The organism is Dyadobacter sp. CY356 (assembly GCF_021440195.1).
Lineage (GTDB): Bacteria > Bacteroidota > Bacteroidia > Cytophagales > Spirosomataceae > Dyadobacter.
Genome location: NZ_JAJTSZ010000005.1, coordinates 395,418 through 419,785, shown reverse-complemented (window position 1 = coordinate 419,785; position 24,368 = coordinate 395,418). Strand labels below are relative to the sequence as shown.

Genomic DNA, 24,368 nt, shown 5'->3' with positions numbered 1-24,368 from the left:
GTATGGACGAACATATCATTCCAGAGTGCTTTATTGATACGAAATTGATTAAAGGCTTAAATCCTCCTAAAACCCGGTATAATCACACAAAAGGTTGTTCGTCTGTCACGAAAAAGATGCGGGAAAAATTTCCTGATACTTTTGCTCTTGGAATTGTTGACCGGGATAAAAGAAAACTTGAATATGTAGATGAATTTGATTTAGTAGTTGAATTGCCCAATAATTTACAACTGTTCAAACATCAACGTAAAAATCACTATCTAATATTTATTTGCCCAGCGATGGAAAAATGGATTATATCTTGTGCTGACGAAAATAACATTTCTTTGACTAATTATAATCTTCCACATGATTTTAAAAAATTATCCAAAATTACTAAAACATCAAAAAGTGAAGATGAAGATTTACATTCCGTTGATTTTCAAAAACTTTTTAAAGAGTTTAAAAAGTTAAATTCCCCAACCATTGCGGTGCTAACTTTTTGGATAGATTATTTGAAGCAACATCCATTTGATGCGAAGATTGAGTTTATAAAATCGAATACAAAAAAGATATAATCAATAACAACAAAAGAAGTCAACCCACAAGGTTGACTTCTCTGATTTTACAGAGTACTATAATTTATTGAAATCTCATCCGCACTTCGAAGAACCACAATCCTTACAAGTCAGACAACCTTCCTGATAAAGCAGATTCGTAGAATTACAATTCTGGCATTTTTGCTTTTTAACCTCCGTCCCATCCGGAACATACCGTTTCAGCGCACGTGCCACACCATTTTTCCAGGTATTGATCGATTCGTCCAGTTGTAAACTGCTGATCAGATCTACTACTTTTTCAATCGGCATACCGTGGCGTAAGGTGCTGGAAAGCAATTTCGCGTAGTTCCAGTATTCAGGATTGAATTTGTGTGATAATCCTTCAATCGTGGTTTTGTAGCCACGCATGTTCTTATATTGAAAATCGTAACGTGAACTTCCGTCAGCTTCGCGGTTTTTGATAATCAAACCTTCATTTACCCATCTTGGTATCAGAATTCCGTCCTCATCATCAGCAAAACCGGTGAAAATTTCATATGGTCTGTCGTCGATCAAACCAATAAAGGCAATCCACTTATCTTTTTTATTCTGGAAACGAACAATTTCGGCTTCCAGAATCTGCGGTCTTATCGTTGGGAACGGCGTGTTGGTGATTTTGTCTTCTTCTTTTTTCTCCTCATTTGAAATCAAGACCCCCGAACGCGAACCGTCTCTGTAAACCGTAACTCCTTTACATCCCGCTTTCCAGGCTTCCAGGTAACATTCACCAACCAATTCCTCGGTTACATCATTCGGCATATTGATCGTAACACTGATCGAATGATCCACCCATTTCTGGATTGCGCCCTGCATTTTCACCTTTTTCAGGTAATCTACATCATTCGAAGTTGCTTTATAATATGGAGACTGTTTTACCAGATCATCCAGTTCTTTCTGACCATAATTTTTTGTCAGATCATGACCATTCAGTTCCATCCATTGTTTGAAACGATGGTGGAAAACAACATATTCTTCCCATGAATCACCCACTTCATCCACAAAATCAACACGTGCGTCCTGATCATTCGGATTTACTTTTCTTCTTCTTTTGTAAACCGGCATAAATACCGGCTCGATACCAGAACTTGTCTGAGACATCAAACTGGTTGTACCCGTTGGAGCGATCGTCAGAAGCGCAATATTTCGACGGCCATGTTCCAGCATTTCGTAATATAGCTGTCCATCCGCTTCTTTCAAACGTAGCATAAACGGATTATTTTTCTCTCTGTCTGCGTCGAAAATGCTAAATGCACCACGCTCTTTTGCCGTATTCACCGATGCACGGTAAGCTTCCAGCGCAATCGTTTTATGTATTTCAACAGAAAATTCAGATCCTTCATCACTTCCGTAACGCAGGCCAAGAGCAGCCAGCATATCACCTTCGGCTGTTATACCGATTCCGGTTCTTCTGCCTTCTCTTGCTTTGGTCTGGATATTCAGCCAAAGATTTCTTTCTGTACGTTTGATTTCTTCGTCTTCCGGATCCTCATCTATTTTTTGCAAAATCGCATCGATTTTTTCAAGTTCCAGATCGATAATATCATCCATCATACGCTGAGCCGCGTTGATGTGTTTTTTGAAAAGCTCCCAGTTGAAAGCTGCCTTTTTGGTAAAAGGATTTTCAACGTAAGAAAATAAATTGATCGCCAGCAAACGACACGAATCATACGGGCATAACGGAATTTCGCCGCACGGATTTGTCGAAACCGTTTTGTATCCTAAATCAGCATAACAATCCGGCAAAGATTCCCGGATAATAGTATCCCAGAACAAAATCCCAGGTTCAGCTGATTGCCATGCGTTATGAACGATTTTTTTCCAAAGCGCAGTGGGATCGATTTCTTTTGTATAAACCGGATTTTCACTATCGATAGGATATTGTTGTTTATAAGGCTGTTGCGCTTCAACCGCGCGCATGAAAGCGTCGTCAATTCTTACCGAAACATTGGCGCCGGTCACTTTGCCTTGTTCCAGTTTAGCATTGATAAAATCGCCCGAATCCGGATGTTTTATGGCAACCGAAAGCATCAAAGCGCCTCTTCTTCCATCCTGCGCCACTTCACGCGTAGAATTTGAAAAACGCTCCATGAACGGAACAATTCCCGTAGAAGTTAGTGCAGAATTTTTAACCGGAGAACCTTTTGGACGGATATGTGACAAATCATGGCCAACACCTCCACGTCTTTTCATTAACTGAACCTGCTCCTGGTCAATTTTCATGATCCCGCCGTAAGAATCTGAATCGCCGTTATTTCCAATCACGAAACAATTGGAAAGCGAAGCAATCTGGTATGGATTACCGATCCCGGTCATCGGACTTCCCTGTGGAATGATATATTTGAAATCTTTGATCAGATCAAAAACTTCGTCTTCCGTCATCGGATTTGGATAGCGAACTTCAATACGAGCAATTTCGCTGGCGATACGGCGATGCATATCGTTTGGTGTCGCCTCGAAAATCGCTCCGTAAGAATCCTTTAATGCATATTTATTAACCCAGACCCGGGCTGCAAGATCGTCGCCTTTAAAATATTCCAGCGATTGCTGATAGGCTTCATCTGATGTGTAAGTGGTTTTGTTTTCAGATGGTTTCGTTATTTCCATTTTATATATTTTTAGTCTCTTTGATGATTTATCTATTTGTCAAAGTTAATTATTTGTTAAGTTTTCTAAACATTAAATTTTTAAAAGTTTTCAGAAAATAATTATAATATATTGTTTTCCAGTACATTGTCTTTTTAAGTGTGGTAATATGTTTGCAAATATTTATTAAGTGTAATTATTTTCTAAAAAAGTTTGTTAGCGAATTCTTTTCTAGGGTATCTGTCTGGCAAAGCTTAGTTTAGAGAATTGAAAGGCAGAAATGAGGTTGGTTATGCTGAAAAATAAAAAATCCCACACCGGTGGGCATGGGATTGAATTCTACGTAAGGAATGAAATTAGCTTTTTGATTTATTCAGGTTTTATCCTGACAATTTTATTGTCACGCATTATTACGAGTTCGCTATTCTTCATTTTTTTAAACTCAATTAATTTCTCGTAGACTTTTTCAAGTCCTTTTAAAATTTTATTCTTTTCGTCAATATGTATTTCATTTGGCGTCATAATATTTTTTTAAAAGGTTGAATTTTTCGTGGTTTACAATATTAATCGGAGCTTTTTTAGCTGCGCTTTTAGCAATACCTTCTTAGTTATATTGCTTTATTTTTCGTCCGCTTCGTTGTCAAAGAGTTCGTGCAGTTTTTGTTGTAATAGCTTTTTGTCAGGCAGCTGTGTTTTATACTCTGAAACCATTGTTGGAGAGAGGCTTCTGCTTAGTGCATATTCGACAACCTCGCTGTCTTTGTCCTTGCACAACAAAACTCCGATACTCGGATTTTCATTCGGTTTTTTCACGTCCCGGTCTAATGCTTCCAGGTAGAAATTCAGTTGTCCTAAATGGTCGGGTTTAAATTTGTCGGTTTTGAGTTCAAAAGCAACCAGGCATTGCAGTCCACGATGATAGAAAAGCAAGTCAATGTAAAAATCGCTGTTTCCAACTTGTAATTTGTATTCTTCGCCTATAAACAAGAAGTCTTTTCCAAGTTCAAGTATGAAGTTCTTCATTTGTCTTACAAGTCCACTTTGCAAATCATTTTCGCTATGTGGCTCAGGTAAGTTTAAAAACTCAAATACATAACTGTCTTTGAAAGTGTTTGTAAGGTTGTGGCTACTTTCTCTCAACACTGCTGAGAGTTTTGAGTTTCCTATTATTGTTCGCTCGAAAAGGCTGGCAGAAATTTGCCGGTCAAGTTCTCTTTTGCTATAATTTTCTTGTTTAACAATTTTAAGGTAAAATTCCTTTTCTTCAATTGTCTTGCACCTTGAAAATATAAGCATGTTATGAGTCCAACTTATTTCTCTCACCACTGGTGAGAGTTTTGGAAAGTCTCTGTACGTTTCAAAAAACTGCTTCATTCTCCAAATATTTTTATCGGAGAAACCTTTTATTTCGGGTTCATTTTTTTGAATATGTTTTGCTAATTCACTTACCACCGAATCGCCCCATTCAGCTTGTTCAATCTTTTTACTTATATATTCACCAATATTCCAATAAAGGTTAATCATTTCAGCATTTACGGCTCTAATTGCATTCGTACGGGAATGTTTAATGAGTTGAATAATGTCCGTAAATCGATTGTTCATGTGGGTTTATATGCTTTTAATTTCTGTTTTTTTTAGTCGAAACCAGTTTTTAACCTTTATTTCTTCCAGTTTTAAGTTTGGAGAAGTGACTGATTATTGACACAACCCAATGTATCATCTTACCCTACTAGCTCGAAAATTGTATTGCAACCACTTCCAGCCTGCTTTACTCACATTTTACAACTCAGAGTCGCCAAGCAACTTCACAAGCCAAGTATTCTGCAACAACAATTCTAATTACTAATTCACCCATATCATCTATTGCTAAATATCGATACTTACCATCCTGAACATCAATCCAATCGTTTATAAGCACTGCAATATTGTTTTGCTCGCTATTCTCGGAATGCAGAGTTAATTGAGTGACTAGAAAGCGTTGCATGTTACGTGATCCAACCTCGCCCAAAATTTGTTGAAAGTGAACAGAATCGAATGCTTCACGATTTTCTTGAGGTAGCGAAAAAAGGGGGCCACACCAGAAATGAAATGGCTCTGTTTGACAGGGTTGGCTGAGTTCAAAGGCTGCGTGCCCTCGAGCAAGCTTAAGCATTACATTGTAAACTCGTTCAATCTCAGGAATAAAAGCGATTTGACCATCAACTTCAGTTCTTGAGGTTTCAATACGTTCTCGCAAGGTTCGTGAATTTTGCATAATTCTAGCTACCGACGGACGACCAATCATTTTGGGGTCGGTTGAACCGCAAAGAGCACTTTCTATCAGGCACACGAGATACTGCTCATCTTTTGAGAAGTCCTGATTGCATGCTTTACAGCATCCGACAACGGGTAAATTTGGAGGGTAGGGTTTTTCAAGAAGGCATTTAGATGGTACATGGTCGCGTGTTTCCGCAACACCACCACAATAAATGCATCCATGAATCAATCGATCATCAGCATAATTATTGAGTTGATCCATAATGTGTTAAAGTTAACGTTATTTTACTTTGCATTTGTGCGAAGAAAAGATGTAAAAAGACCAATATATTACTAAAATTCAATCGAATAAACGCATTTATATTGTACTTCATATCGCCTACTACAATGCTATATTAAAGGCTACTTATTTTTCTATACTAGCGGGTTCACTTAATACTTCTTTTCGCAAATCAAATTTCTCATATTTGCCATCACTCCATGTATATGAAATATTTTCTAGGTTCATCAAGTCAATGATATCTATAATGACTTTTATTGCGGGTGTTAATTCGTAGCGAATATCATATTCCTCATCCGTCGTACCAATTTTAAGGTGTGCTAACTGTATATGCCGTCTTTCCTTCTTTAACTTGTCAATAAGTTTGCTAAAAGATTTCAATTTCTCTTCAATTTTAGCCTTGTTTTTATGGGTTGTAGAAATTTCATTAACGGCATTTTTAAATGAATGAACACCTGTTGTATCATCGTCAAATTTACAAACCCGAATTAATAAGTCATTTTCAATTGCTTTCAAAGAAATTAGTTTGTCAACAAAGTCAGACCTTGAAAAATTACCGAAATCATCAAATTTAATAATTCTATTGTATGCTAGCTGAAACCTTAATAGCATTAAAGCCTCAGTTTTAAAAGCATCAATGTGATTTGTCAATGTTGTTCGTTTCATAATGCAATTGTTGGAAATGTCTGTCTGAAGTATTGCGCTTTTTGAGTATTTCAAACTTCCATATTCTTTTGCCTTCGTTTAACTCTGCCTATAAAGTTTAGAAGCATATAGCCTATAGATTTTCTCCCTCACCCCTTCGACAATTCCTCCGACCTCTCCCGCGCCGCCAAAATCCCCCCAATCAAAGCTCCATCCAAATTCCCAGCTTCAAATTCTTTCAAAGCAGCCTCCGTAGTACCACCTTTCGAAGCAACTGCTTTAATCAATTCGTCCAAAGATTTGTCAGCCGTGTTAATTAAATGGAAAGAACCCAGCATCGTTTGTTTTACCAAAAGTGCGGCCACGGATTCTTCGAAACCCATTTTTTTACCTGCTTCGATCATTGCTTTTACTACGTAGAAAAAATACGCTGGTCCGCTGCCGCTTAATGCGGTGACGGCGTTTAATTGTTCTTCTTCTTCCAAAAACACAGAACGGCCGGTCGCGTTGATCAGGTTTTCGACTTTGCGAAGCTGGGTCATATCAACTTCCGGTGAAGCCGTATACGCAGTAATACCCATACCAAGCATGGCTGGCGTATTGGGCATGGCGCGGATCACGGCTTTATGATCCAGTACCGTCTGAATATTGGCAATGGTGACACCGGCCATGATGGATAATACAACCTGATTTGGTGTGATCACGGCGCTTAACGCTTCCTGAACAGAAGCAAAATCCTGTGGTTTTACGGATAAAATGATCAGATCATATGTTCCGATCTGTGGCCCAATGGAACCGGTAATTACGCCGGGCTGGAAGCTGCTGAGCTTTTCCATGCGGTCGTCACTTTTTTCAACCAGTAAAAAATCTTCTTTTTTGACAAGATCAAATTTCAGGAATGCGCGGGCGAAGGCAAGTCCCATGTTTCCGCAGCCAATGATTGCAATTTTCATTTTAATAAAAGTATTTGGTATTAAATTCAGGGTACAAAGAAAATTTGGGAAAAGATATACCGGAGAATCATCCCAGGATTATGCATTAGCCACGACGAATTACGCAACTTTTGGTTGAATATCATAAGGCTTTCGCCGCTCGGCTTTCGGCTGTCAAACATAGAAAGAGCGACTTTTTGGCCGACTACCGATTGCCGACAGCCGAATTCGTAGTTTATCTTCTTACCTTCGGGTTCGAATTCGAAAAAGTTGTATTTAATAAAATAGAATCACAGGAAATTCTGCTAAAATAAATTCTTGTGAAGATATATTTTGAAAAATACGTATTATACATTTTTTTAGAGCGAGCAAGATTCATTGCTGCCAAATTATCATAGATTATTGTAATTCTCCAACTATGGCTATAAAAGTTGCTATTTCACATAAGACCAAGTATAAGTTTGATAGGAGTGTTGCATTGTCACCGCATGTTTTCAGATTACGTCCTGCGCCGCATTCCCGTACGGCCATCGAAGGATATTCATTTAAGATCACACCCGAAAATCATTTTATAAACTGGCAGCAAGACCCGTTTGGGAATTACCAGGCAAGGGTTGTTTTTCCTGAAAAGGCGACAGAACTGAGTATTGAGGTGGAGGTAATTGCTAAATTGCAGGTAATCAATCCGTTTGACTTTTTTGTTGAAGAATATGCCGAACATTTCCCCTTTAAATACGAGCAGGGCTTAAATAAGGAGCTCGGCCCATACCTGGAACCAAGAGAGTCGGGTCCAAAGCTGATGCAATGGATTGAAGAAAATAAACCTGCGGATGGGATCAAAATAGTAGACTTTCTGGTGCATGTAAATCAGCGGGTTTTTAATTCTATTGGTTATAACATCCGGATGGAAGCCGGTGTGCAGACCTGCGAAGATACGCTGACGACCAGAAGTGGATCCTGCCGGGATTCTGCGTGGATGTTAGTTCAGTTTTTAAGACATTTAGGAATTGCAGCAAGATTTGTTTCTGGTTACCTTGTTCAGCTTGCTTCTGATATCAAATCATTGGATGGTCCGTCTGGTCCGGAGGAAGATTTCACAGATTTGCATGCATGGGCTGAGGCATATGTACCCGGTGCAGGCTGGATCGGACTGGATGCGACGTCCGGCCTTTTAGCCGGTGAAGGCCATATTCCACTTTGCTGTACGCCTGATTATGCCAGCGCTGCCCCGGTTTCCGGAGCGACGGACAGGTGCGAGGTGACTTTTGAATTTGATAACAGCGTTTTCCGTATCCATGAGGATCCGCGGGTAACAAAACCATATACCGAAGAGCAATGGAATAAAATCATGCAGGTCGGGCACGATGTGGAAAAAGATTTGCAGGACGGTGACGTGCGTATGACCATGGGTGGGGAACCTACCTTTATTTCTATCGATGATTTTGAAGGTGCAGAATGGAACACCGCTGCCGATGGTCCTTTAAAAAGACAGCTTGCTTATGATCTTGCATTGCGGTTAAAAAACCGTTTTGCACATGGTGGTTTGCTTCACTTCGGACAAGGAAAATGGTATCCGGGCGAATTATTTCCACGCTGGCAATATGCGCTTTACTGGAGAAACGACGGTTTGCCGATGTGGAAAAACGATGCGCTGGTTGCGAAAGAAGGTGAAACAAAATACACTTTTCGTGATGCCGAGATTTTCACAACCGAGCTGACGAAATATTTAGGAATCGATACCAATAATATCACGCCGGCATATGAAGATCCGGTTTATTGGGCGATGGAAGAAGGAAAATTGCCGGTTAATATTGATCCGTTGCAGGTCAATCTCAAAGATTCTATTGAAAGAAGAACATTAGCGCAATTGCTGCAAAAAGGCCTTAACAATCCGACCGGATATGTTCTGCCTTTGAAATATAATGTAAAAGACGAAAACTGGTCGAGCTGTGCCTGGGAATTCCGTCGTAAAAACTGCTTCCTGATTCCTGGAAATTCGGCCATGGGTTTCAGGCTTCCGCTTGATTCATTGCCGGAAGTTGCAAAAGATAAAAGAGAGCAGCCGATTGAGCGCAGTCCGTTTGAATATTTGCCGCCACTTGGAGATTATAAACCTGTTGTGGAAGCGAGATACGGAACGGTTTCACCGGCTTATGTTGCGCCAGATAATAAGGTAATTGAAGATGAGGAAGCTGATAAGAAAGTAAAAGAAAAAGCAGCAGAACAAGCATTGCTTTTTGAAGTTCCGATTATTAAAACGGCACTTTGCGTCGAAGAACGTGACGGAATCATTTACGTTTATCTGCCTCCAACGGATTATCTGGAACATTATCTGGATCTGATGGCGTCCATCGAGGCGACTGCTGAAAAACTGCAAATGCCGATCAGGATTGAAGGATATCCTTCACCTTCTGATCACCGTGTTCAGAAATTAATTGTTACACCAGATCCGGGTGTGATTGAAGTAAATATTCATCCGGCTAAAAACTGGACGGAGTTGGTGGATAACATCAGTGCATTGTACGAGGAAGCATTTTTCTCTCGTTTGGGTACGGATAAATTCATGGTTGACGGTCGCCATACCGGAACGGGTGGAGGAAATCACGTAACCATTGGTGGAGCAAAACCTGCTGATAGTCCGATTCTGCGTCGGCCTGATTTGCTGAGAAGTTTGATAACCTATTGGCAGCATCATCCGGCACTGAGTTATTTGTTTGCCGGTCCGTTTATTGGTCCTACAAGTCAGGCGCCGCGTATTGATGAAGGTCGGGATGAAAAATTGTATGAGGTTGAAATTGCGTTTGAGCAAATTCCGGATGGCGAAGAAATTCCGTTCTGGATGGTCGATAGGATTTTCAGGAATTTGCTGGTAGATATTACCGGTAATACCCACCGCTCGGAATTCTGTATGGATAAATTATATTCTCCGGATTCTTCAACGGGCCGATTGGGAATTCTGGAATTCCGTGCCTTTGATATGCCGCCGCACAAACACATGAATCTGGTTCAAACCTTGCTCGTTCGTGCGCTGATTGCTAAATTCTGGAAACAACCTTACAAGCATAAATTAATCCGTTGGGGCACCGAATTACACGACCGTTTCCTGTTGCCGCATTTCGCATACATGGACATGGTTGATGTGGTGAACGATCTGAAAGATGCCGGTTATAACTTTGACATTTCCTGGTTCGATCCGTTCTTCGAGTTCCGTTTCCCTTTTTATGGTGGAATTACGGTTGATAATATTCAGCTCGAAATCCGCCTGGGAATTGAACCGTGGCATGTTTTGGGTGAAGAATTAACCAACTCCGGAACTTCCCGTTTCGTGGATTCTTCGCTTGAAAGAGTTCAGGTAAAAGTGAGCGGGTTTATCGAAGGCCGTCATATTCTGGTTTGTAATAGCTGTCGGGTACCACTCAGAAGCTCCGGGATTAAGGGAGAATTTGTGGCCGGTATACGTTACAAGGCATGGAATCCGCCGTCTGCGTTACATCCAACCATCGGAGCCGATGCGCCATTGGTTTTTGATATTGTTGATACCTGGAATAACCGCATTTTGGGTGGTTGTACTTATTTTGTTTCGCATCCGGGCGGTCGCAGTTTTGATACACATCCTGTGAACAGTTTCGAAGCCGAATCAAGAAAGATTAGTTTGTTCCAGGGTTTTGGACATACGCCTTCTTTTGGTCAGGAAGTGCCTATTCTGGACAAATCATCACCAGCCGTTTCCCGTTTTGTTGCAGAAACGAAGAAGGACCTGAGAAGTGATACGCCGGTTGAATTGATTGATCCGGAATATCCAAACACACTGGATTTGAGAAGATACTGGAAAGCGAAATAATTCGCGCCCTGTGATAAATTATTTAGTTGAATTATTATGCTTACTGAAGCTTCCGTGAATCTTTTACAAACCTATCGCAGCGGGTTAAATTCGTACGATGAAATTCTGGATGTAAAAGGTCGTGTGAAACCACACTGGCAAGCCCTTTTTGCCACGCTGGAAAAACTTGGTATTGATGAATTAAAAACCAGGAATCAGGAAATTATTGATAAACTGCGTGAAAACGGGGTTACCTATAATGTCTATGATGGTGTCGACGGACTGAACCGTCCGTGGCAGCTGGATCCGATTCCTTTTTTAATTGAACAAAAAGAATGGAACACCATAGCAAAAGGTTTGCAGCAGCGAGCCCTATTGCTTGATTTAATACTTCGGGACATTTATGGCCCTAGAAATCTGGTCAGGGACGCGATTATTCCGGCGGAACTTGTGTTCGACAATGTAGGATTTTCACGTCCCTGTGCCGATTTGATACTTCCGGCTCCTAACCAATTGGTGCTTTACGCCGCTGATATGGCGCGTGGCCCGGACGGACAAATGTGGATTGTGGATAACCGCACCCAGGCTCCCTCGGGCTCCGGTTATACTTTGGAAAACCGTGTGGTGATGAGTAAGCTGCTTCCGGAGCTTGCAGATGGAATGTACGTGAGCAAATTATCACCGTTTTTTAATAACATCCAGAGTACCGTTTTAAGATTATCAGGAAAAACAAAAGAAGCACCGAACATCGTCTATCTGACGCCCGGACCAAATAATGAATCCTATTTTGAACACGCTTATCTGGCGTCTTATCTGGGATATACTCTGGCGCAGGGAGACGATCTGCTGGTTCGCGACGGCTATGTCTGGCTGAAATCCATTGAAGGTTTGCAGCGTGTGGACGTCATTATTCGCCGTATTGATGACGACTGGTGTGATCCGCTTGAACTTCGAGAAGATTCTCGTTTAGGCGTTCCGGGTTTGCTTCATGCCATTCGTAAAGGAAATGTAAAAGTGCTGAATCCGCCAGGTACCAGCGTTTTGGAAAACCATGCGTTTTTGGCTTTCATGCACAATATCTGCCGCTACTTTTTAGGTGAAGATCTGATCATGCCTTCGGTTGCAACCTGGTGGTGCGGACAGCCGAAAGAGCTGAATTTTGTTTTAAATAATATTGACAAACTGATTATTAAAAAAGCAAACCGGAAATCCAAATTCCGGTCGGTTTATGGTCGTTTGCTTACGCCAAAAGATAAGGAAGACCTCAAAAAGGCGCTGATGCAGCGGCCTCACGAATATATTGCGCAGGAAGAAGTAAGTCTGAGTACAACGCCTTCGCTTGTTAATGGTTTGATTGAACCGCGTTATGCGGCCATCCGTGCGTTTCTTGTTTCAGATGAAAAAGGATACCATGTCATGCAGGGCGGATTGACGAGAAGTTCTCCGGTGAAAGACCGTTTTGTGATTTCCAATCAGTATGGCGGTTTATCAAAGGATACCTGGATTGTTTCTGATAAAACAGATCAGCCTCAGGAGAAAATAATTCTTCCGGTTACACCATCTTATAAAAAACAGGTTTCTGTGCCAAGCCGGAGCGCGGAAAATCTTTTCTGGGTGGGGCGTTATTGTGAGCGGACGATGGCGGTTACCAAGTTTATGAACATTGTGATCAATGTACTTAATATTGACCGGAATTTCGGCGGCTCTTCCAAGCAGGAACATATTAAAATATTGCTTCAGTCACTGACACACTTGTCCTCAACGTATCCCGGATTTTTGGGTGAAGAGAACCAGGAATTATTGCAAAAACCTTACATTGAAATTATTAAACTGGCTTCGGATGTTTATCGGCCAGGTACCATTGCTTCCAACGTTTCGTCATTTCTGCACGCTGTCAGCGCAGTCAGAAATCAGTGGGATATTGAAATCTGGCGGATTGTTGATCTGATTGAAAACAGTTTTCATGAGATAAAAAACGCTGCAACGATGAACAGCAGCAATATCCAGAAAACGCTGGATAAGCTATACAACAGCATGCTGACTTTTCTGGGTGTGATGTCCGAAACGATGCCGCGGGATAATAGTTATTTGCTGCTTGATACCGGAAAAATCATTGAACGTATTCTTTCCAAAGTGAGTATTATCCAGTCGAATTTTGGCGTAAAAAATGAAGCAAATGTTGAAAATGAATTGATTGAAGCGACGTTGCTAAATCATCATTTACTGGTCAATTATCGCCAGATCTATAAGTCACAGTTGAGCGTTGAAGCGATGCTGGATATGGTTTTGCTGGAAAAGACTTTGCCTTATTCAATTGTTTATTTGCTCGATTCGCTCAAAACAAATCTTGAATCTTTGCCTGGAACTTCCGGTGAAAGAATGAACGAGGCGCAAAAATCTGTTTTGAAAGCATCAACTTTAATAAAACTGGCTAGTGTTCAGGAGCTAAGTCAATATAATACGGTGACGCTGGAAAGAGAAGCATTATTCAATCTGATGTCAGAAGTTTCCGGATTAATTTCGTCGGTATCCATGGCGCTGACGAATATGTATTTCAGCCATACAATCATGCAACATTCGTTTTTTAAACCGATAGAGAACGATGAAATATAAGCTGACCCATTTAACTGAATATCGCTACGTTGAGCCTGTGAGCACTTATCACAGTCTGGTATGCCTTACACCAAGGACTTTGCCCAAACAGCTTTGTCAGGATTTTACAATAGAAGTGACGCCAACACCGGCTGAAATTGAGGAGCGGGTTGATTATTATGGAAACACGACGCATTACTTTTCACTGCATTCACCGCATAAAAAGCTAACGGTGAAAACGACCAGCATCGTTGAATGTCTGACAGAAACAACCGGTGCACCGATACGCTCTGATATTACCTGTGCAGAAGCGCGGTCACGTTTTATGAATGACCGTTCCCTGAAAGTTTCATTACTGGAATATTTGCTGCCAAGTCCGTTGATTAAATGGGATCCGGCCATTATCCATTTCGCCGAGGATTGTTTTCAGGATGACCGACCGCTGTATGAATGTGTTCATGCTTTGAGCCGGAAAATATTTACTGAATTTGATTTCGTTCCTGATTTTACGACCATCCATACGCCGATCAGAGAAGTGCTGGCGGCGAAAAAAGGAGTTTGTCAGGATTTTTCACATCTGGCCATCGCCTGTATCCGCAGTTTTGGTTTTGCGGCGCGTTATGTAAGCGGATATCTGGAAACGCTGCCGCCTCCGGGCAAGCAAAAGTTGCAGGGATCGGATGCTTCCCATGCATGGATTTCGGTTTTTATACCGGATTATGGCTGGTGCGATTTCGACCCGACCAATAATGTTGTTCCCGGTGAGCGTCACATTATTACGGCCTGGGGAAGAGATTACAGCGACGTGCCTCCGTTGAAAGGAATTATTTTCAGTTCAGGTAAACATACATTATCGGTTATGGTTGATGTAATTCCGATGGATTGAGACTTAAAATTGTAATATATCTTTACTTTTCTGATAATGGTTGTTTAAACAATTTGAGAATTGACCTTGTTTCTCTAATTTTACCACATCATTTTCGAAACCAGTATTGATAACCTTATTTTGATGAAAGCAGGCGTTACAGAATTTTACCCTCTTTGGACAAATTTGCCTGGTAACATCCCGGTGGGGAACCACGGAACATTAAATAATCATAAAATTACGGATGAAAGAAATAGCATTTAGAGATGCCATTCGCGACGCCATGTCGGAAGAGATGCGCCGGGATCAAAGTGTATTCCTGATGGGCGAGGAAGTTGCAGAATATAATGGCGCCTATAAAGCCAGTCAGGGAATGCTTGATGAATTTGGACCGGAACGTGTGATTGATACACCGATCGCCGAATTGGGTTTTGCAGGAATTGGGGTTGGAGCTGCCGGAAACGGTCTTCGTCCGATCATTGAATTTATGACATTCAACTTTTCGTTGGTTGCGATCGATCAGATTATTAACAGCGCAGCGAAAATTCTTTCTATGTCTGCCGGACAGTACGGTGCTCCTATCGTATTCCGCGGACCAACTGGAAATGCAGGTCAATTGGGTGCTCAGCACTCTCAAAACTTTGAAAACTGGTTCGCGAACACGCCAGGTTTGAAAGTGGTTGTGCCTTCAAATCCATACGACGCCAAAGGACTTTTAAAATCTGCCATTCGTGATAACAACCCGGTGATCTTTATGGAATCGGAAGTTATGTACGGTGACAAAATGATGGTTCCTGAGGAAGAATATCTTATTCCGATTGGAAAAGCAGATGTGAAACGCCAGGGAAAAGATGTTACCATTGTTTCTTTTGGTAAAATGATCCCACGCGTGGTGATGCCTGCGATTATTCAATTGGAAAAAGAAGGAATTGACGTTGAATTGATCGATTTGAGAACCGTTAAACCAATCGATTACGCTACGGTTATTGAGTCTGTTAAGAAAACAAACCGCTGTGTTGTGGTTGAAGAAGCATGGCCATTGGCATCTATCTCCACTGAAATTGCTTACCATATCCAGCGTCATGCGTTTGATTATATGGATGCACCGGTGATCCGCGTTACCAACCGCGATGTGCCGCTTCCGTATGCGCCAACGCTGATTGAAGAAATTTTACCAAGTGTAAAACGTGTTGTTGAAGCAGTAAAAAGCGTTTTGTACAAATAAAATAATACAAAAATAACAAAGCCATTTCCCGCCGCAGGTTGTGGCTTTGTTATTTAAAATGTGAGTGCCTTGTCTTGCCAGTACTTTCCTCTTTGAGTAAAATCAGGTCAGCAGGGAGCTTTTTCCGGAATTTATTGTTAAAAAGGAAGTTGATTATTTTTGTTTTTTACAGGACCTTAATACGGATTCAAATCAATTAAGACTATGCAAGAAGAAAGGACTAGATATTCTGAGGAGGAATTAAAGGAATTTGAGGTATTGATTCGCGGCAAATTGGAAGGTACACTCGAAGAACTTAACTATATTAAGGGAGGTTTGAGCAAAAAAAATGATAGCGGTACAGATAACACAGCAAGCACAGCCAAGTCGATCGAAGACGGTGCGGATGCGAGCGAACGTGAAAATCTGACGCAATTAGCTGCCAGGTTGCAGAAATATTCTATTCAGCTTGAAAACGCACTTGTTCGTATTAAAAACGGAACTTACGGCGTTTGTATAGATTCCGGAAAATTGATCCCAAAAGAACGGTTACGCATTGTACCTCACACGCAGCAAACGATTGAAGCAAAATTGAAACGGGTAAACTAATAATTTCATCTGAAAAAACTTTACTCCGTTACTATACAAAAAATTAAAGGCAGGCTTACTTTTTAGTAAGCTTGCCTTTTTGCGTTTATCAATTCCTGGATTATTCTTCTGCACCCAACACCTCCCGGAAAACATTCAGCAATCCTTCCGAAGGCTCCTGGCCTTTATTTTTACTTTTGAAATATTCCTGAAAAAGACTTTCCATACTCAAAGTAAGATCGATGGTTGAAGCACTTCCTTCTTCTGTAATTTTTTTGATCTGTGGAATAATTTGGACCAGTCCGGAATGTGCTTCATTCAGGCGTTTTTTGTCGGCAGCTTCCAGATAGTTATCCGAAACGATTGTGAGTTCAACTAAATCTTCTGAATGCTCGTGTAGCCAGATTATGGCTTCATCAATGGAATCAAACTTTCCACGGCGAAGTTTCTTGCCCGTCGTCAGTTCGATAGCGCGGTAATTATTTAATTTCCCAGCTTCTGCGTCAAGGATAATGACATACTTCGTCTGATTTGCTTCCGAAAAACTATATGCCAGCGGACTGCTTGAATAAACGGATGGCGCCGGGATTTTGTCTACGCGGTGATATCGGTGCAAATGACCGAGTGCGATATAATGGATTTGTTCCGGGAAATTTTCTGTATAAATCGCCTGCGCACCACCGATATGTAAAATCGGACGCTCCTCATCCGGTTCTTCTTCCGGTGCAGGATCGCCTTTCTTCATGACATACAAATGCGTTACCAGCAAATTGAAACCTTTATCATCCAGATATTTGTCAGCCAGTTCCTGCCAGTGTTTTTGCAAATGCGTCCGTAAATTTTCTTCCGAATCTTCCAGGCCTAAGAACGTTTTTAAACGCTGTTCATTTGCATAAGGCGTATGTAAAACACGAAGCGGAACATCTGAATTTGGAAGTTTAATTTCAATAAACCCTTTGTCTGATTTTGTAATTTCAAGTCCGGCTTGCGTGCGGAAAGGTTTTACTTCTGCATTGGGAAAACCAACAAAAATAATCCCGCAAACTTTTGCCAAAGCATCCGGCACTTCTATGCGTTCGGGAGAATCATGATTTCCAGCAATAGCAATCACAGCGCGACTTCCATTTGCTGAAAGACAATGAAGTGTACGATATAACAATTCCGTGGCCTCAGACGACGGATTGAAATTATCGAACAAGTCTCCGGCTACAACGACTGCATCAACCGCTTCGCGATCTGCAATTTCACAGATTTCATCTAAAACCAGCCTTTGCTCTTCCATTCTGGAAAAGTTGTCAAGTTTTTTTCCAATATGCCAGTCTGCGGTGTGGAGAATTTTCATTTTTGGGTAATAATTTTAGCGAAATTAATACTTTGGATGGTATTAGCGGGTATTTCTGAAATCTGGATTATATTATTGGATGGATTGTTTTGTTACATTACGACAAACTTCTCGTATAGAAAATATTACCTTCATCGATTAACTAATGGAACCGGAAAATAAATTTATTATATATACTACTCCTTCAGGCGAGGTACGAGTTGATGTTTTTTTGGAAGAGGAAACGATATGGCTGACTCAAAAGGCAATGGCAGCACTGTTTGATACAACTCCTCAAAATATTACTATGCACATAAAAAATATCTATGAGCAAGAAGAATTGGTAGAAATAGCAACTTGTAAGGATTTCTTACAAGTTCGAAATGAAGGTGGCAGATTCGTAGAAAGAAGTCAAAAATATTATAATCTTGACGTAATAATTTCCGTTGGTTATCGGGTAAATTCTTCAAAAGCGACGCAGTTTAGAATATGGGCAACACAAACGCTTAAGGAATTTATCCTTAAAGGATTTGTTCTTGACGACACTCGTTTGAAACAGGGGCAAGCTGTATTTGGAAAAGATTATTTTAAAGAATTATTACAAAGAGTTCGTTCGATACGAGCGAGTGAACGTAGGATTTATCAACAGGTTACAGATATTTTTGCAGAATGCAGTATTGATTACGACAGGAATTCGGAAATAACCAAACATTTTTATGCTACGGTTCAGAATAAGTTTCATTTTGCAATTACCGGGAAAACCGCAGCTGAAATCGTATTTAAAACAGCGGATAGTAGTAAAGAGAGTATGGGGCTGACTACCTGGAAAAATGCGCCGGATGGAAGAGTATTAAGATCAGATGTGACAATTGCCAAAAATTATTTATCAGAGAAAGATATTAAGCAGCTGGAACGAACTGTCACCGGATATTTTGATTATATCGAGGGGTTAATTGAACGTCAAACAACCTTTAATATGGAAGGGTTGGCGGAAAGTGTTAACAAATTCCTTACGTTTAATGAATATAAAATATTAGATGGAAATGGAAAGGTTTCCAGACTGCAAGCAGGGAAAAGGGCAATTGCAGAATATGATAAATTTAATAAGACACAAAAAATAATATCTGATTTTGATAAGGAAATTAAGAAATTGGGCAAGTGAGAATCTAAATGGGATCGGGCAGATATGGTCGTTTTTAAGTTTCTTTCTTATCATTTTCACTTTATCATCCTGTAAAGAAAAACCAGCAAGCTCAGAAAAAGCCGGTATCGCAATTTCATTCGACGATCATTTTATAAACGATTGGTATGCATTAAGACCACTATTTCAAAAATATAACGCCCGCGTCACTTTTTTTCTCACCTGTCCGGATACACTGACTTCCGACGAAATTGTCAAAATAAAACAGCTGCAAAAGGACGGACATGAAATTGGTTTTCATGGAACGATACATGGAAATGCAACAGAAATGTTGAAATCCCAGGGTGCGCAGAAATATATTGAAACCGAACTAAAACCAGGACTTGAAAATCTGGCAAAAATTGGAATAAAACCAACTTCCTACGCCCATCCGGGAGGAAACCATACGGATCAGGCAGATTCTATATTACTGGTAAATGGTTTTAAAATTCTCAGAGACGTGGCGCAGGCCGAACGAAAATTGTTTGGAATATCAATTTATCATTTTGCTCCAAGAATCATGAACTGGATTTATTATCCATTCAACAAAGGACAAATTGTCGATGCGCTGATGATTGATGAAGGAACAAATATCAGTGAAAAGGAAATCAAGGAAGCAATAAAAAAGGGAAAAGATACAAACACCGCCATCATGCTTTTTGGTCATCAGCCATTATACGAAAAACCAAAAAACGGCGAATATGGATTCAGTGTGGCCTTTTTAGAAACAATCCTGAAAGAAGCAAAAGCCCAAAACCTGAGATTTTACACCATGTCCGAACTCCCGGTCTCAAAATAAACTCTGCGTAAACCCGCGCCGCGGACCGCTCCAAAAACTCTGCGTTTAAAAAACTACCGTCCGAAATGCCGATCCTTGAAAGCCAATAAAGGTTTTTCGAAATAATTATAAGAAAGCGCCGTCACTGCTACTGACAAAACGAAAGTCAGAATGTAGAGAATAATATGGTATGCAGTCCCGGAAATCTGGGGTGCAAAAGTTCTTAATGCATTGATTATAAAAACTATCACAAAAACGTGATAAATATAAAGGCCGTAAGAAATCTTCCCGAGATAACTCATCACCTTATTTTCCAGACTGATAATTGTGTTTTTGTTACAAGAAACATTCAACACAAAAAAGCTGAAAAAGAGCGCGTACAATTCCAGAAATCCGGTGAAGTGAACGCCGGAAAAAAACAGAATGAATAACAAACTATAAACTACAATTTGCACATCTTTTCTGAAAACAAAATCCAGAATCTTGGTTTTTTGTGAATAAACAAGATAAGCACAAAGACCTCCCAAAGCCATTGTTTGAATCCGGAATTGTCCTAAAAAAGTAATAACTGCTGACATTTTTTCTTCATCCGTTTTATCCAAAAGATAAACGCCACCGAATAGCAAAACCGCAGTTACTAAGAGGAAAAGAAAAACAATGCGCCCGCTCTTTTTTGGATACTTGATAATCCAGGGCCATAGATAATAAAATTGCTCTTCTACACCAATTGACCAGGTTTGTGCGCACCAGTAAGGAAGATCATATAATACAAAAGCATAATTGGGAAGTACTAAAAGTAACAGTGCGAGCCGTGGCGCGACATCATGCGCTAATTTTTCATTTGCACCCGGAAAATACAGCAGATCAATATGTGGAAAAACAAAAAATGAAAGGCCGATGATCAGAAAATAAATCGGCCATATTCTGAAAACCCGGCGCAGGTAAAATTTCCTGGCGTCAACATCACCGAAACGGCCTTTTTCTTCCAGTAGTAAATAGGTAATTAAAAATCCGCTCAATACGAAAAACAATCCTACACCCAGTCTTCCGGCATGTTTTATGATTGTTACATCATAAAAATTATCAATACCAAAAGCGTGTTTGGCCTGCTCCAAATGATGAAAAACCACCAAAAGTGCTGCAATGCAGCGGATACCATTTAAATTGGGGAAGTAACGTTTGTTTTCCGAGTGTGCCACGTATAATAATTCTTACTTCGATTCAAACCACGACATCCATTTCCCCTGCGCGCGCATCACCTGCTCAATTACATCGCGAACTGCTCCGTAACCGCCTTTTGCAGGAGATACATAATCTGCTATCGCAAGAATTTCCTGGTCGGAATCGGCAGGACAAGCACCTAAAACGGAAGTTTTCATGACTTCGTAATCCGGCAAGTCGTCGCCCATGAATACAATTTCATTTTCGGTAAGACCGCGTTCCTGGAGATATTTTTTAAAGATTGGTAACTTTCCGTCTGGCGTAGTACCAATAAAAATGTCTTTTACCCCTAAATATTCCAGCCTTTTACGAACGCCAACCTGATTTTGTGCAGAAAGAATGGCAACATTATACCCAAGTTTGACGGCGCGGTTGATACCATAACCGTCACGAACATTAAATATCCGGGGCTGTTCTCCGCTTTCCAGTGCGATAACACTGCCGTCAGTCATAACGCCGTCGACATCAAAAATGAATGTTGTAATCTGTTTGAAACGCTCTTCTAAGGCTGAACTCATAAAATTTCAAGATTGGAATTGTGTGCAAAGATAGTCTAACTTTTTTCCCGGCGAAGTACCGCCTATTCATTTCCTATATGACGTGTCCGGATTCGCTCGGTCATTAATCGATAAATATCGGTCCACTCGGGATTTATTTCCTGTAAATATTCAAGATGACGGCCAGTTGTTGCCCAGTCGCCCCGCCTTGCCGGACCTGTTTGACCTAACGCCGGATCTTCCGATTGCAGTGCTTTATTGATGGTGGTATTGATAAGCGGCTTTAACAAATCAAAGCTCATTTGCTCACGAGCAAGCAGATCATGCGAAACACTTAATAAATGATTGGTAAAATTACTTGCAAAAACAGCCGCAACATGCAGAATAAACCGCTCGTCAGAATCCACATGGCGAACATACTTACTGATACTGTCGGCCAGATTTGTGAGCCGCGTTTCAACAATGTCGCTTGTTCCTTCCACACAAATCGGCAACGTTTTGTAATCCATCGGGACTTCCTTTGTGAAAGTTTGCAACGGATAAAAAACACCTGTCTGCACCGGAACATCACTGTAAATTTCCAGCAAATTTTGAAGTTCGGCTAGTGATCTTGTGCCGGAAGTATGCACAACAATAACGCCTTCTGGTAAAACAATGCGTTCAATGACAGATTTCAGCGCATCGTCTGAAACTGTAATAAAAATAATCTGTGTTTCGCTTTCCGAAAAGTTAAGATCCGGCTGAATTTCCGAATCATACAACAGCGATACCAGTTGCCTGGCCTTCTGCGTATCGCGACTGTAAACTTCACAAATAATATGGCCGGCATCTTCAAAAGCCTGAGAAAGATGCCACGCTACATTTCCGGCGCCGATAAAGGAGATTTTCATTTTTTATTGAACATTGTAATATCCTGCGTAAGTTATTAAGGCATAGTCAACTTCACAAATCAGTTTACGATTGGTGCGGTTTGTTCTGCGGATGTTATACCGGAAGGCAGCTCCATAATACGCATATTACGAAAGTGAATTTCAGCGCCTTCCGCTTCAAGACATATATATCCTTTCTTCCTTTCTGAAGCACGAAGTCCGTTTACAAATTTTCCATTGACAGATAACTTAACCGTTCCGTCCACGCAAACGACCACATATTTATTCCACTCCCCTTTTCCTTTACAGCGTTTTTCCAGGGATTTGCTGCGAATGCCCCGCGGATTATCCGGAATGGCAGTCATACCCATGGTTGGGAATAATTCGCCGTGCACATAATCATCCGTAGCATTATTTTGTCTGGCATAATCCAGTTCCAGCATTTGCACTTCTATCGCTTTTGTCAGCGGATCGTCTTTGAATTGCGTTCCTTCGCTCCATACAAAAATCCCGGAATTGCCGCCAGCTGTCATATGTTTCCACTCCACTTCCAAAATAAAATTTTCATATTGTTTATCCGAGCGCATTACGCCGATTGGTAATCCCGAACAGATCAGCGTTCCGTTTTTTACTTTCCAGGTTTCTTTGGAAGTGTTGACATCGACCCATCCGTCCAGATTTTTCCCATTAAAAAGCGGACGGAAAGCCAGCGCATCAGATTGCTGCGCATGACCTGCATGGATTAAAAACAGCATTAAGATGATAATCCGGACAATCTGATTGTTCAAAAAAATGTTTTTTAGGGTAAAATTTTGAATTTGCATGTAATACAGTTTAGGTTTTTTTGGAATAAAAATTATCCTGGGAATTATTTTATTAAAGTGACTTTGGTTTGTGTAATACTTGCTTAGCAGCTCACAGTCACCAAAAAACTCGGCAGATGGTCTTGGAAATGCAATTTTCTGAATTGGTCACCCTTATCATAAGTATTGTAAAAATCCGGTCGTCTGGGAAAAATTACAAACATACTTGTAATTCAATTTGTTAAACTCTATATTTGCACTCCCATTTTGCGATGGGACTGTTCTATAACAGTGTAATTTATTGAAAATCAATTAAAATTTTTGTTAATCGTGGATACGTTAAGCTACAAAACCATCTCGGCGAACAAAAACACAGTGAACAAGGAGTGGGTTGTTGTGGATGCCAAAGGTGCAATTCTTGGTCGTTTGGCCAGTGAAGTTGCTAAAATTATCAGAGGCAAGCACAAAGCAAGTTATACTCCTCATGTAGACTGTGGTGATAATGTTATCATTATCAACGCCGATAAAGTAAAGTTGACAGGTAAGAAGTTGACAGACAAAATTTATGTTCGTCACACGGGTTACCCAGGAGGTCAGCGTTTTCAAACTCCTCGCGAATTGCTTGAAAAACACCCTGAACGTGTGATCGAGAAAGCCGTGAGAGGTATGCTTCCAAAAAGTCGTTTGGGACGTCGTTTGTTTACTAATTTGTTCGTTTATGCCGCTGCGGAACATCCGCATAGTGCTCAACAACCTAAAGAAATACAGTTTTAAGCCTCTGAGGTCTAGAACTGATAACGCAAAAGCAATACATGGAAGTTATCAACACAATTGGTAGAAGAAAAACAGCTGTGGCGCGCATCTACCTTACGCCAGGTAAAGGAGAAATCAAAGTAAACGGCCGCGATTTTAAGGAGTACTTCCCTTTCGAAGTTCACCAGATCGTTTTGCAAATGCCTTTCGCTACGATCAGTGGTAACAATGGTTACGATGTGAAAGTAAACGTAAGAGGCGGTGGAATTTCAGGACAAGCTGAGGCTGTTCGTATGGCAATTTCACGTGCATTGGTTGAATACAACGGAGAATTCCGTGGAGCGTTGAAGAAAGAAGGATTCCTTACTCGTGACCCTCGTATGGTTGAACGTAAGAAATATGGTCGTGCGAAGGCTCGTAAGAGATTCCAGTTCTCGAAACGTTAATACTTTCTTTGTCAGGAATAGTCAGGAAATAGTCAGGTATCGTTTCGGCTGAGAAGCACAACAATAAATGACAATCCCTTTCAACAAATGACAACCCTTGACAAAAAGATGTCCAGACAGTACTTATCGTGCCCGATGTGCTGTGCTGCGTAAAAAA

The 24,368-nt window shown here is 40.7% G+C and carries 20 protein-coding genes; 10 read left to right on the top strand and 10 right to left on the bottom strand.

What is annotated here, in order from left to right; all coding sequences use genetic code 11:
• Positions 1–2 precede the first annotated feature (2 nt).
• Positions 3–557, top strand: a complete 555-nt coding sequence (locus tag LXL81_RS18445) for a hypothetical protein (RefSeq protein ID WP_234648237.1) — start codon at positions 3–5, stop codon at positions 555–557.
• 75 nt (positions 558–632) lie between these two features.
• On the opposite strand, the gene LXL81_RS18440 is transcribed toward LXL81_RS18445, so the two are convergent.
• The 5 genes from LXL81_RS18440 to proC all read right to left on the bottom strand — a co-directional run bounded on the left by LXL81_RS18440 (position 633) and on the right by proC (position 7,295).
• Positions 633–3,182, bottom strand: a complete 2,550-nt coding sequence (locus tag LXL81_RS18440) for an adenosylcobalamin-dependent ribonucleoside-diphosphate reductase (protein ID WP_234648236.1) — start codon at positions 3,180–3,182, stop codon at positions 633–635.
• Between the two features lie 597 nt (positions 3,183–3,779).
• Positions 3,780–4,763 (bottom strand): YhcG family protein, encoded by a 984-nt coding sequence (locus tag LXL81_RS18435; RefSeq protein ID WP_234648235.1) that lies wholly within the window; start codon positions 4,761–4,763, stop codon positions 3,780–3,782.
• Between the two features lie 184 nt (positions 4,764–4,947).
• Positions 4,948–5,679: a hypothetical protein gene (locus tag LXL81_RS18430; protein ID WP_234648234.1), complete on the bottom strand. Its 732-nt coding sequence runs from the start codon at positions 5,677–5,679 to the stop codon at positions 4,948–4,950.
• A 144-nt stretch (positions 5,680–5,823) separates the two neighbouring features.
• The gene (locus LXL81_RS18425; RefSeq protein WP_234648233.1) at positions 5,824–6,363 is read right to left on the bottom strand and encodes a hypothetical protein; all 540 of its coding nucleotides are present in this window, start codon (positions 6,361–6,363) and stop codon (positions 5,824–5,826) included.
• A 128-nt stretch (positions 6,364–6,491) separates the two neighbouring features.
• Complete coding sequence (proC, locus tag LXL81_RS18420; RefSeq protein WP_234648232.1) at positions 6,492–7,295, bottom strand: pyrroline-5-carboxylate reductase; 804 nt, start codon at positions 7,293–7,295, stop codon at positions 6,492–6,494.
• Positions 7,296–7,692: 397 nt separating this feature from the next.
• Between proC and LXL81_RS18415 the strand changes: the two genes are divergently transcribed.
• The 5 genes from LXL81_RS18415 (at position 7,693) to LXL81_RS18395 (ending at position 16,364) form a co-directional block, all read left to right on the top strand.
• Entirely contained in the window at positions 7,693–11,115 is a 3,423-nt protein-coding gene (locus tag LXL81_RS18415; RefSeq protein ID WP_234648231.1) for a DUF2126 domain-containing protein, read from the top strand.
• 36 nt (positions 11,116–11,151) lie between these two features.
• Positions 11,152–13,707: a circularly permuted type 2 ATP-grasp protein gene (locus LXL81_RS18410; protein WP_234648230.1), complete on the top strand. Its 2,556-nt coding sequence runs from the start codon at positions 11,152–11,154 to the stop codon at positions 13,705–13,707.
• Positions 13,697–14,572: a transglutaminase family protein gene (locus LXL81_RS18405; protein ID WP_234648229.1), complete on the top strand. Its 876-nt coding sequence runs from the start codon at positions 13,697–13,699 to the stop codon at positions 14,570–14,572. Before LXL81_RS18410 ends, LXL81_RS18405 begins: the two co-directional genes overlap by 11 nt.
• A 223-nt stretch (positions 14,573–14,795) precedes the next feature.
• A complete protein-coding gene (locus LXL81_RS18400; protein WP_234648228.1) occupies positions 14,796–15,776 on the top strand; it encodes a pyruvate dehydrogenase complex E1 component subunit beta in 981 nt (326 codons plus the stop codon).
• 204 nt (positions 15,777–15,980) lie between these two features.
• Positions 15,981–16,364 carry a TraR/DksA C4-type zinc finger protein gene (locus tag LXL81_RS18395; RefSeq protein WP_234648227.1) on the top strand — a complete coding sequence of 128 codons (384 nt, stop codon included), beginning with the start codon at positions 15,981–15,983 and terminating at the stop codon, positions 16,362–16,364.
• Positions 16,365–16,464: 100 nt separating this feature from the next.
• Here the strand turns inward: LXL81_RS18395 and LXL81_RS18390 are convergent, their stop codons facing one another.
• Positions 16,465–17,685, bottom strand: coding sequence for an exonuclease subunit SbcD (locus LXL81_RS18390; RefSeq protein ID WP_234648226.1), 1,221 nt, complete (start codon positions 17,683–17,685; stop codon positions 16,465–16,467).
• Between the two features lie 145 nt (positions 17,686–17,830).
• Here LXL81_RS18390 and LXL81_RS18385 point away from each other — a divergent pair, with 145 nt between their 5' ends.
• Positions 17,831–18,826, top strand: coding sequence for a virulence RhuM family protein (locus LXL81_RS18385; protein WP_234648225.1), 996 nt, complete (start codon positions 17,831–17,833; stop codon positions 18,824–18,826).
• A complete protein-coding gene (locus LXL81_RS18380; RefSeq protein WP_234648224.1) occupies positions 18,795–19,643 on the top strand; it encodes a polysaccharide deacetylase family protein in 849 nt (282 codons plus the stop codon). Before LXL81_RS18385 ends, LXL81_RS18380 begins: the two co-directional genes overlap by 32 nt.
• A gap of 53 nt (positions 19,644–19,696) precedes the next feature.
• Here the strand turns inward: LXL81_RS18380 and LXL81_RS18375 are convergent, their stop codons facing one another.
• The 4 genes from LXL81_RS18375 to LXL81_RS18360 all read right to left on the bottom strand — a co-directional run bounded on the left by LXL81_RS18375 (position 19,697) and on the right by LXL81_RS18360 (position 22,997).
• On the bottom strand, positions 19,697–20,821 hold the full coding sequence (locus tag LXL81_RS18375; RefSeq protein WP_234648223.1) for an acyltransferase: 1,125 nt from the start codon (positions 20,819–20,821) through the stop codon (positions 19,697–19,699).
• A gap of 12 nt (positions 20,822–20,833) precedes the next feature.
• The gene (locus LXL81_RS18370) at positions 20,834–21,361 is read right to left on the bottom strand and encodes an HAD family hydrolase (RefSeq protein WP_159469148.1); all 528 of its coding nucleotides are present in this window, start codon (positions 21,359–21,361) and stop codon (positions 20,834–20,836) included.
• A 62-nt stretch (positions 21,362–21,423) separates the two neighbouring features.
• Positions 21,424–22,230, bottom strand: coding sequence for a Rossmann-like and DUF2520 domain-containing protein (locus tag LXL81_RS18365; protein WP_234648222.1), 807 nt, complete (start codon positions 22,228–22,230; stop codon positions 21,424–21,426).
• Positions 22,231–22,289: 59 nt separating this feature from the next.
• Entirely contained in the window at positions 22,290–22,997 is a 708-nt protein-coding gene (locus LXL81_RS18360) for a DUF1080 domain-containing protein (protein WP_234648221.1), read from the bottom strand.
• Between the two features lie 345 nt (positions 22,998–23,342).
• On the opposite strand from LXL81_RS18360, the gene rplM reads away from it, so the two are divergent.
• Positions 23,343–23,786, top strand: a complete 444-nt coding sequence (gene rplM / locus LXL81_RS18355) for a 50S ribosomal protein L13 (protein WP_159469155.1) — start codon at positions 23,343–23,345, stop codon at positions 23,784–23,786.
• A 38-nt stretch (positions 23,787–23,824) separates the two neighbouring features.
• Positions 23,825–24,211, top strand: a complete 387-nt coding sequence (rpsI, locus tag LXL81_RS18350) for a 30S ribosomal protein S9 (protein WP_234648220.1) — start codon at positions 23,825–23,827, stop codon at positions 24,209–24,211.
• The last annotated feature ends 157 nt before the right edge of the window (positions 24,212–24,368 follow it).

Excerpts from the sequence above, each read along its gene's own strand:
- LXL81_RS18395 (WP_234648227.1), top strand. The coding sequence starts at position 15,981 with ATGCAAGAAGAAAGGACTAGATATTCTGAGGAGGAATTAAAGGAATTT.
- LXL81_RS18440 (WP_234648236.1), bottom strand. The coding sequence starts at position 3,182 with ATGGAAATAACGAAACCATCTGAAAACAAAACCACTTACACATCAGAT.
- LXL81_RS18365 (WP_234648222.1), bottom strand. The coding sequence starts at position 22,230 with ATGAAAATCTCCTTTATCGGCGCCGGAAATGTAGCGTGGCATCTTTCT.
- LXL81_RS18415 (WP_234648231.1), top strand. The coding sequence starts at position 7,693 with ATGGCTATAAAAGTTGCTATTTCACATAAGACCAAGTATAAGTTTGAT.
- LXL81_RS18370 (WP_159469148.1), bottom strand. The coding sequence starts at position 21,361 with ATGAGTTCAGCCTTAGAAGAGCGTTTCAAACAGATTACAACATTCATT.
- LXL81_RS18405 (WP_234648229.1), top strand. The coding sequence starts at position 13,697 with ATGAAATATAAGCTGACCCATTTAACTGAATATCGCTACGTTGAGCCT.
- LXL81_RS18435 (WP_234648235.1), bottom strand. The coding sequence starts at position 4,763 with ATGAACAATCGATTTACGGACATTATTCAACTCATTAAACATTCCCGT.
- LXL81_RS18385 (WP_234648225.1), top strand. The coding sequence starts at position 17,831 with ATGGAACCGGAAAATAAATTTATTATATATACTACTCCTTCAGGCGAG.
- LXL81_RS18445 (WP_234648237.1), top strand. The coding sequence starts at position 3 with ATGGACGAACATATCATTCCAGAGTGCTTTATTGATACGAAATTGATT.
- proC (WP_234648232.1), bottom strand. The coding sequence starts at position 7,295 with ATGAAAATTGCAATCATTGGCTGCGGAAACATGGGACTTGCCTTCGCC.
- LXL81_RS18390 (WP_234648226.1), bottom strand. The coding sequence starts at position 17,685 with ATGAAAATTCTCCACACCGCAGACTGGCATATTGGAAAAAAACTTGAC.
- LXL81_RS18430 (WP_234648234.1), bottom strand. The coding sequence starts at position 5,679 with ATGGATCAACTCAATAATTATGCTGATGATCGATTGATTCATGGATGC.
- rpsI (WP_234648220.1), top strand. The coding sequence starts at position 23,825 with ATGGAAGTTATCAACACAATTGGTAGAAGAAAAACAGCTGTGGCGCGC.
- LXL81_RS18400 (WP_234648228.1), top strand. The coding sequence starts at position 14,796 with ATGAAAGAAATAGCATTTAGAGATGCCATTCGCGACGCCATGTCGGAA.
- LXL81_RS18410 (WP_234648230.1), top strand. The coding sequence starts at position 11,152 with ATGCTTACTGAAGCTTCCGTGAATCTTTTACAAACCTATCGCAGCGGG.
- LXL81_RS18425 (WP_234648233.1), bottom strand. The coding sequence starts at position 6,363 with ATGAAACGAACAACATTGACAAATCACATTGATGCTTTTAAAACTGAG.